The following is a 717-nucleotide window of genomic DNA, read 5'->3' as shown; positions in this document are numbered from 1 at the left end:
CACAGCGGGGCAGGCTGATTTGGGGATCATCGCTCATTTGGGCCATGGTCTCAAGCGTCATATACCTGGCGCGTTGAACGGCCCATTCATCATTCTGTTCGAGCAGCAATGCACCGACGAGACGGACGATGGCTTCGTCGTTCGGAAAGATGCCGACGACCTCGGTGCGTCGCTTGATTTCGCCGTTGAGACGCTCAATTGGATTCGTCGAGTGCAGCTTTGCCCGGTGCTCTTTCGGGAAGGTCATGTAGGCGAGCACGTCCTCTTCAGCGTCGTCCATGATGGTGGCAAGCTTCGGCACTTTCGGCCTGATTTGATCGGCGACACTGCGCCATTGTGCGGCTTGCTGCCTCCGGGGTCTCCTGGGCAAAGGCCGTCGCGATGAAGGCGGATACGACCCGCCTGCCGCTCTTTCCAGCATGCGCGAGCACGTTCCTCATGAAGTGAACCCGGCACCTTTGCCAAGTGGCATTGAGAACCTTGGAAACGGCAGCCTTGATGCCCTCATGTGCATCAGAGACAACCAATTTCACCCCGCGTAGACCGCGGCGCGTTAGCCTGCGCAGGAATTCCGTCCAGATCGGTTCGGCCTCCGAGGTGCCAACTTCCATACCCAGGACCTCGCGCCGACCGTCGCTGTTGACGCCCACCGCGATAATGACGGCGACTGAGACGATGCGGCCGCCACGCCGGACCTTGAGATAGGTCGCGTCCACC

Annotated in this window: 1 pseudogene; it reads right to left on the bottom strand. The window is 60.3% G+C overall.

Annotated elements, in window-relative coordinates:
* Positions 1-717, bottom strand: a pseudogene (locus EFD56_RS32515) (IS256 family transposase); the annotation flags it as partial.

It is taken from the genome of Rhizobium phaseoli, assembly GCF_003985125.1.
Lineage (GTDB): Bacteria > Pseudomonadota > Alphaproteobacteria > Rhizobiales > Rhizobiaceae > Rhizobium > Rhizobium phaseoli.
The sequence above is the reverse complement of the archived record's forward strand: the minus strand, read 5'-3'. Positions and strand labels throughout refer to the sequence as shown.